This is a genomic window from Staphylococcus sp. GDX8P80P (genome assembly GCF_017893095.1).
Classification (GTDB): Bacteria; Bacillota; Bacilli; order Staphylococcales; family Staphylococcaceae; genus Staphylococcus; species Staphylococcus borealis.
Genome location: NZ_JAESMI010000029.1, coordinates 23,473 through 30,865 on the forward strand (window position 1 = coordinate 23,473; position 7,393 = coordinate 30,865).

Annotated in this window: 8 protein-coding genes; 7 read left to right on the plus strand and 1 reads right to left on the minus strand. The window is 35.9% G+C overall.

The genetic code is table 11. The annotated features are described in order from the left end of the window. Positions 1 to 141 precede the first annotated feature (141 nt). The 3 genes from KA858_RS04030 (at position 142) to KA858_RS04040 (ending at position 2,517) form a co-directional block, all read left to right on the plus strand. Positions 142 to 1,158 carry a hemolysin family protein gene (locus tag KA858_RS04030; RefSeq protein WP_204193738.1) on the plus strand — a complete coding sequence of 339 codons (1,017 nt, stop codon included), beginning with the start codon at positions 142 to 144 and terminating at the stop codon, positions 1,156 to 1,158. 155 nt (positions 1,159 to 1,313) lie between these two features. Continuing rightward, positions 1,314 to 1,742, plus strand: a complete 429-nt coding sequence (locus tag KA858_RS04035) for an Rrf2 family transcriptional regulator (protein ID WP_053030170.1) — start codon at positions 1,314 to 1,316, stop codon at positions 1,740 to 1,742. Positions 1,743 to 1,878: 136 nt separating this feature from the next. Next, positions 1,879 to 2,517, plus strand: coding sequence for an NAD(P)-dependent oxidoreductase (locus tag KA858_RS04040; protein ID WP_210135067.1), 639 nt, complete (start codon positions 1,879 to 1,881; stop codon positions 2,515 to 2,517). Positions 2,518 to 2,655: 138 nt separating this feature from the next. Here the strand turns inward: KA858_RS04040 and KA858_RS04045 are convergent, their stop codons facing one another. Next, a complete protein-coding gene (locus KA858_RS04045; RefSeq protein ID WP_210135068.1) occupies positions 2,656 to 3,570 on the minus strand; it encodes a LysR family transcriptional regulator in 915 nt (304 codons plus the stop codon). Positions 3,571 to 3,741: 171 nt separating this feature from the next. Here KA858_RS04045 and KA858_RS04050 point away from each other — a divergent pair, with 171 nt between their 5' ends. From KA858_RS04050 to KA858_RS04065, 4 genes are all read left to right on the plus strand, one after another. Continuing rightward, on the plus strand, positions 3,742 to 5,061 hold the full coding sequence (locus tag KA858_RS04050) for a GntP family permease (RefSeq protein WP_245342027.1): 1,320 nt from the start codon (positions 3,742 to 3,744) through the stop codon (positions 5,059 to 5,061). A gap of 39 nt (positions 5,062 to 5,100) precedes the next feature. Continuing rightward, the gene (locus KA858_RS04055; RefSeq protein WP_210135069.1) at positions 5,101 to 5,856 is read left to right on the plus strand and encodes an SDR family NAD(P)-dependent oxidoreductase; all 756 of its coding nucleotides are present in this window, start codon (positions 5,101 to 5,103) and stop codon (positions 5,854 to 5,856) included. Between the two features lie 41 nt (positions 5,857 to 5,897). Continuing rightward, positions 5,898 to 6,320, plus strand: a complete 423-nt coding sequence (locus KA858_RS04060) for a lipocalin-like domain-containing protein (RefSeq protein WP_210135070.1) — start codon at positions 5,898 to 5,900, stop codon at positions 6,318 to 6,320. Between the two features lie 147 nt (positions 6,321 to 6,467). Further along, complete coding sequence (locus tag KA858_RS04065; protein ID WP_080365539.1) at positions 6,468 to 7,226, plus strand: SDR family NAD(P)-dependent oxidoreductase; 759 nt, start codon at positions 6,468 to 6,470, stop codon at positions 7,224 to 7,226. Positions 7,227 to 7,393: the final 167 nt, after the last annotated feature.

A 7,393-nucleotide genomic window follows, 5' to 3' on the forward strand; every position in this document is an offset into this window, starting at 1 on the left:
AGTATGGTTCTTAAGGATGTATTTTCAATTAAGTGCTATTTATATTAGTATTTAAAATTTAAATATTTTGATTATATATAAAACATTGATATAATTAGTATAGTAGAAAGTCTACAATTTTTTTATTTTGGAGGAACATATTTGGGGACCACATTTAGTCTTATTACTTTTATATTATTATTAGTCCTAACGGCTTTTTTCGTTGCAACAGAGTTTGCTATCGTAAAAGTCAGAGAAACAAGAATTGCGCAATTGTCTAATGCAGGAGAGAAGAAAGCAATCGCTGCTAAAAAAGTTGTCGATCATCTTGATGAATATTTAGCTGCCTGTCAATTAGGTATTACCATTACTGCACTAGGTATAGGTATGGTTGGGGAATCAACATTTGAATTTATTCTACATCCGTTATTCAGTAGTATCGGTATTCCTGAAGCGTGGATACATCCATTTACAATTGGTGGTGCATTTGTTATTGCGACATTTTTACACGTAGTTGTAGGTGAGATGGCGCCTAAGACCATTGCGATTCAAAAAGCAGAGTATATTACATTACTCTTTGCAAAGCCGATTATCTTTTTCTATAAAATAATGTATCCATTTATTTGGATATTAAATGGTGCAGCACGATTAATCTTGAAAATGTTCAACATGAAACCAGCTAAAGAGAGTGAAGTATTCCACTCTGAAGAAGAATTAAAACAATTAATTCAAGATAGCCATGAAGGTGGCGAAATTAATGACAGTGAATTACACCATATCAATCAAGCATTTAAATTCGATAATTTAGTCGCAAAAGATATTATGATCGATCAAGCACATGTTAAAACACTCAATTTAAATACGCATTTTGATGATGCGATTCAACAAATTAAAGTAGATGCGTTTACGAGATATCCAGCTGTTAAAGATGATCAAATCGTTGGTTTTATCCATTCCAAATCACTATTTAACGTGGATCAGCCATCTAAGTTAGAGACATTTGTTAATCCAATTATAAACATTAAACCGGATACGCCATTGAAGCATATCTTGGAAATGATGAAGAAGAAAAAAGTTCATATTGCCGCAGTTTATGATGATGCAGATTTCAAAGGAATCATTACTTTAGAGAATATTCTGGAAGAAATCGTAGGCGATATTGAAGATGAATATAATTAATGTGAACATAGTCTTATATAATTAATACAATTGCTTATATTGACCCTATCATTGAGATTTGAAAGTCTGAATGGTAGGGCTTTTTTTATGAATCGATTTAAAAAATTGACATCCAACTCAACTTGTAACTATAATGGTTACACGAGGTGAGAAGATTGAAAATTAGCAGTCGTTTTACTGTGGCTGTGCACATTTTAGCGTTAGTCAAACTAGAACAGTCGCAACCATTAACGTCTTCTTGGATTGCCAGCAGTGTGAATACAAATGCTGTCGTCATTAGAAGGTTAGTTAGTAAATTAAAACAAGCGAACTTAATTGAAACACAGCAAGGTAGTGGCGGTATTCAATTGTTGAAACCATTAACGGACATTACATTACTTGATGTATATCAAGCGGTGGAAGTAGTAGAAGAAGGCGAATTATTCCAAATGCATGAAGACACGAATATGAATTGTGTTGTAGGTGCTAATATTCAAAGCGTACTTGAAATCGTTCTCTTACGCGCACAAGATGCGATGGAAGGCGTCTTGGCGAATGTTACGATGGAGGATATCGTTTCAGGTATCTTGCAACAAAACGGATAAGTCGTCATCCGTTATATCCAACTTGTAACTAAAATGGTTACAAGTAAAAACAACAATACCAATTCACTATAACGACCTAATTGAAGCATATCACCATTGAAATCACTATAAATACAAATAAGTGGAGGAATAAATAATGAAAATTGGCATTATTGGAGCAACAGGTAAAGTAGGAACTAAAGTATTACAAGAAGCAACACGTCGTGGTCATGAAGTGACTGCCATCGTCAGAAACGCTGCTAAATTAAATCACTCAGATGTCAAAGTGATTGAAAAAGATATTTTTAATTTAACAACAGATGATATTAAAGATCTTGATGTCGTTGTTAATGCGTTTGGCGCACCACTCGGCGAGGAAGAAGCCCATGTTGAAGCAGGACGTGCGTTAATTGCATTATTAAAAGATGTAGATACAAGAGCGATTATTGTTGGAGGTGCGGGAAGTCTATTTGTGGATGAGGCACAAACAACTCGTGTCGTTGATACACCAGATTTTCCAGAGGTTGTTAAACCAACGGCTAAAGGTCAAGGACGCAGCCTTCAAGACCTTAAGGATGCAGAAGGTATCACTTGGACATTTGTAAGTCCATCTGCAGAATTTGATGCGGAAGGTAAACGCACAGGATCATATACATCAGGTAAAGATCAATTATTAGTTAATAGTCAAGGTAATAGTTACATTAGCTATGCAGATTATGCGATTGCGATTGTAGATGAAGCTGAAAATGCAGACCACATTAATGAACGTTTTACTGTTGTTGGCGAACAAGCATAATTGATTAAACGAGCCATTTAAGACGAGTGGATATATTGTCTGAGTATAAATATACAAAGGGCGTGGAACAGAATGCTTTATGATTCATTGTTCCACGCCCGTTTTTTATGGCTAATACGATTGTTTTTAATATATATCTTATTTCATTCCGGATTTCGCCATTTGGATAAAGGTCTTAGCTGCTCTGGATAACCGTTTTTTATCATTTTCTTTATATGCTAACACGACTTGATTGTAATAATGATGCGGGTTCAACTGGACAAACGCACCATTAAATCGATCAGATGTCATATCTTTAACGCTTTTAGGGACAAATGTGATAGCAATACCTTCATTTACGAGACGAAGCGCGTTCTCTACACTCACCGTTTCCATCATTACGTCAGGTACGACATGATAATCGTTTAAGATTTGATTGGTTAATTGACGTAACGTCATTTCAGGCTTCAGCAAGATAAATTTTTCATTATGCAATAAATGAAATGGGAATTTACCATCATCTGCATGGGCTTTCGCTTGGTCGATAAGGTTATGCCCAGGCGGTAATGCTAGATAGACATTTTCGGTATACAAAATATCATAAGATAAATCCTCAGTGTACAACGGTAAAATCGTTACACCGATATCCACTTTCTGATCGGAAACAATTTGTTCGATTCGATGTGCCACTTCTTCTACCAATTCAATCTCGACACCAGGGTAGTGCTCGATAAACTTTGGCAAGATACTATAAAGCGTATGTGTAGCTAAAATTGGATTTACACCTATACGGATGCGTCCCTTTTTCAAATTAGAAATCGTCTGTAACTCATCGCGCATTTGCGTGTCGATATCCTCAATGTCGTGTAAATAATCTAGAAATCGTTCAGCTGAATAAGTGAGTTCTAAAGGATTACTGTCGCGATTAATCAAAGTAACGCCTAAGTCATTCTCGACTTCTTTAATATAACGACTTAAATAGGGTTGAGATATATAAAGATGTTTCGCTGCGTGTGAAATACTGCCATAACGTTGAATAGCTTCTAAATATTGAATTTTATTTTTATAAGTCATGTAGATGACCGCCTTTCATCGTGCTATATATGGCTATAACTATTTAGTTATACATTTGATAGTTAAATACGTCTTTTACATTTAGTCTATAAGGTCAGATAATAGATTTAGACATAAAACAGACACATTTTACAGAATGCGTATTGTTAATTTCATACCTTTGGGGGTGACATGATGGACATGATTGGAACGATAGGGATTGTATTAGCAATTCTTTTCATTATATATATGTCAGACAAGAACTATTCTATTTTAGTTATAGGTCCTTTGGCATCTATTATAGTCATTTTGACGAATAATTTACCATTTTTCGACTCATTAATTGGTACGAAAGCGTCATATATGACTGGGTTAGCAGATTTTATCGTTAGCTTCTTTGGCGTTTTTATACTTGGTTCATTATTAGCGAAATTTATGGACGAAAGTGGCGCAGCACAATCTATCGCTGAAAAGATTGTGTCAAAAACAGGAACGAATAGTCCATATGCTATTTTAGTTGCCATATTCATTATTACAGCAATCTTAACATATGGTGGTATTAGTCTTTACGTCGTTGTATTTGTATTAATTCCATTAGCGAAACCACTTTTCAAAGAGATGGACTTAGCTTGGAACTTAATCGGTATTCCAGTTATGCTTGGTTTGGGTACATTTACCATGACTATGCTACCCGGTACACCTTCAGTACAGAATGTTGTACCAACTAAGTATTTAGGCACAACATTAACAGCAGCACCGATATTAGGTATCGTAGGAACGATTGTCGCAATTGTATTTGGTCTTTGGTATATGAAACATGCATTAAATAAAAGTATCGCAAAAGGTGAATCTTTTGCAGACTATAATATCAAGGATACGCAATTTGACAAGAAGGAACAGACACCACATTTTCTATTAAGTATATTACCAATTGTCGTGCTTATTGTGATGAATATCGTTGGTAGTGCAATGGGTATTTCCAATATTATACTGATCAGTTTAACGACAGCGATTATACTTTCAGCACTTCTATTCTTTAAATACATTCCAGTTAAAAGACAAGTGCTCAATGAAGGTGCATCTAATTCATTAATGCCAATGTTCCTTACCGGCTCAGCAATTGCATTCGGTACGGTTATTACATTAGCACCAGGGTTCGAAACGATTCGCTCATTAATATTAAATATTCCGGGTAACCCATTAATTAGTTTAGCTGTTGCATCAGCACTATTTGGTGTGATTACAGGTTCAGCATCAGGTTCACTCGGCATTGTGTTACAAGCATTTGGCCAACACTATGTTGAGATGGGCATTAATCCTGAAGTGATTCACAGAGTTGCAGCGATGTCATCATCAATATTTACAGTAATGCCTCACACAGGCGTTGTATTAACATTCTTTGCAATTACTGGTTTAACACATAAAAACGGCTTTAAATATTTATTCATTACAAATACCGGTGCCAACCTTTTAGCGCTGATCGTCATATTACTAGGCGTAATTATTTTTTAGGAAAAGGCAGCACCAAACACTTATAGGAGGTAATTTATTATGACAAGAAATGTAATCGTAACAGGTTCAGCACAAGGAATAGGATTTGCAATTGCGCAAGCATTTGATAAAGAACAGGATCGTGTGTTCATCTTTGATATGAATCAAGAAGCGGCAGACAAAGCAGCGAATGAATTAAATAATGGCGTTGCATACAAAGTAGATATTACAAATGAAGATGAAGTGTCACAAGCAATTAAAGACGTGAATAATCAATATGGTGCAATCGATGTGTTAGTTAACAATGCAGGTATTCAACATATTGATAAAGTAGAAGATTTCCCATTAGATCAATGGAACAAAGTGATTGGTGTTATCCAAACAGGTACATTCTTAATGACTAAACACGTGTTACCTTCAATGAAACAACAACAAAGTGGACGTATTGTGACAATTTCATCAGCACACGGTGAAATGGCGGACCCATTTAAATCAGCTTATGTTGCTTCTAAATTTGCACAAATTGGTTTCACTAAAACAGTTGCGCTTGAAACAGTTAAAGATGGTATTACAGCAAATGCTGTGTTGCCTGGACCTGTACGTACGTCATTAATTGAAAACCAATTAGCACACCTTGCAAAACAAGATGCCTCAACAGAACAAGAAGCAATGGAAAAATATATTACAGGTAAAATGCCTATGAACCGTTTATTAGAACCTTCAGAGATTGCAGCAACAGTTGTATTCTTAGCTTCTGAAGGTGCTACAGCAATTACTGGTGAAACAATCAGTGTTTCTGGCGGTTCAAACGCATAATCATCAATTATTTTAAAAAATTAAGAAAGGATGTATTTAAAATGGCAGAACTTAAAGAACAATTAATCGGAACTTGGAAATTAGTTAGATATCAAGATGAAGATAAAGATGGCAACATCTTCTTTCCACTAGGTAAAGATGCAACAGGATTCATCATGTATAATCCAGATGGTTATATGTCAGCACAATTAATGCAACAAGGACGTCAAGCTTATGAATCAGGTGACTTACACACAGGCACACAAGATGAAATGGCTGAAGCAGCACATGGTTACGTTGCATATGCAGGTCGTTTTGAATTAGACGAAGAAAATTCAACAGTGTACCACACAATGGAAGTGAGTATGAATCCAACTTGGTTAGGCGATACACAACCACGTTTATTTGAATTAGAAGGCGATACACTTAGCATTGTAAACGGCAATGTGCCTAACCAAAAATTAGTTTGGCAACGTGTGAAATAAAAATACTGTTCACGAAATGATTAAAGCGTACATTTTAAAGGTAGGCATGTTGTGAAAGCGATATGCGTGAGTCAATGTGATGTATAGCTTTCAATAATGGTACTTTGCACATCGTATACAGAGATAAATCAAAGGGAGATGTTAAATATGAGATACAATGAGTTCGAAGGGAAAACAGTTGTTATCACAGGCGCAGCATCAGGAATTGGGAAAGCTACAGCATTAAAATTTGCTCAAGAGAAAGCAAATGTCGTTATCGGAGATGTCGATGAACGTGCGCAACAAACAGCACAAGACATCAATGATAATGGTGGCCATGCAGTATTCGTGAAAACAGACGTTTCTGATCCAGAACAGGTACGCGCATTGATGCAAAAAGCACTTGATGAATTTGGTAGTTTGGATCACGCATTTAATAATGCAGGTATTTTAAATCAACCGAAAAAATTCGCTGATCTTGACCCTGAAACATTCGATAAAGTGATGAATGTTGACGTCAAAGGCGTATTCTTATCAATGAAATATGAATTAGAAAGCATGCTTAAAAGTGGTGGCGGCACAATTGTTAATACTGCATCAGTTGCCGGATTAATTGCTGACCCTCAAATGGGACCTTACATTGCTGCAAAACATGCAGTTGTCGGAATGACAAAATCAGCAGGTTTCGACCATGCAACAGATGGCGTACGTATCAATGCTGTTGCACCTGGCTTAACTGAAACAGAAATGACGAAAGCTTGGAAAGATGATGATGAAAAATGGCAACAAATGATTTCAGGTGTACCAATGGCAAAAGCAGCACAACCTGATGACATTGCTGACATCGTATTATTCTTATCATCTGATTCAGCAAAATTCATGACAGCACAAGTTTACCTTGTTGACGGTGGTCAAACAGCACATTAGTCTTCATATTTATAAGATTTAGTTGTAATGAGTCTAGGACATAAAAATATAATAATGCTACTTTGCAAATTTGCAGTAGCTGACTGAACTAAGAAGGCGCTTAAACTAAGTGCCTTCTTAGTTTTAGTCATGCTTGTGGACGGGGACCCAACACAAAAAATCACGAA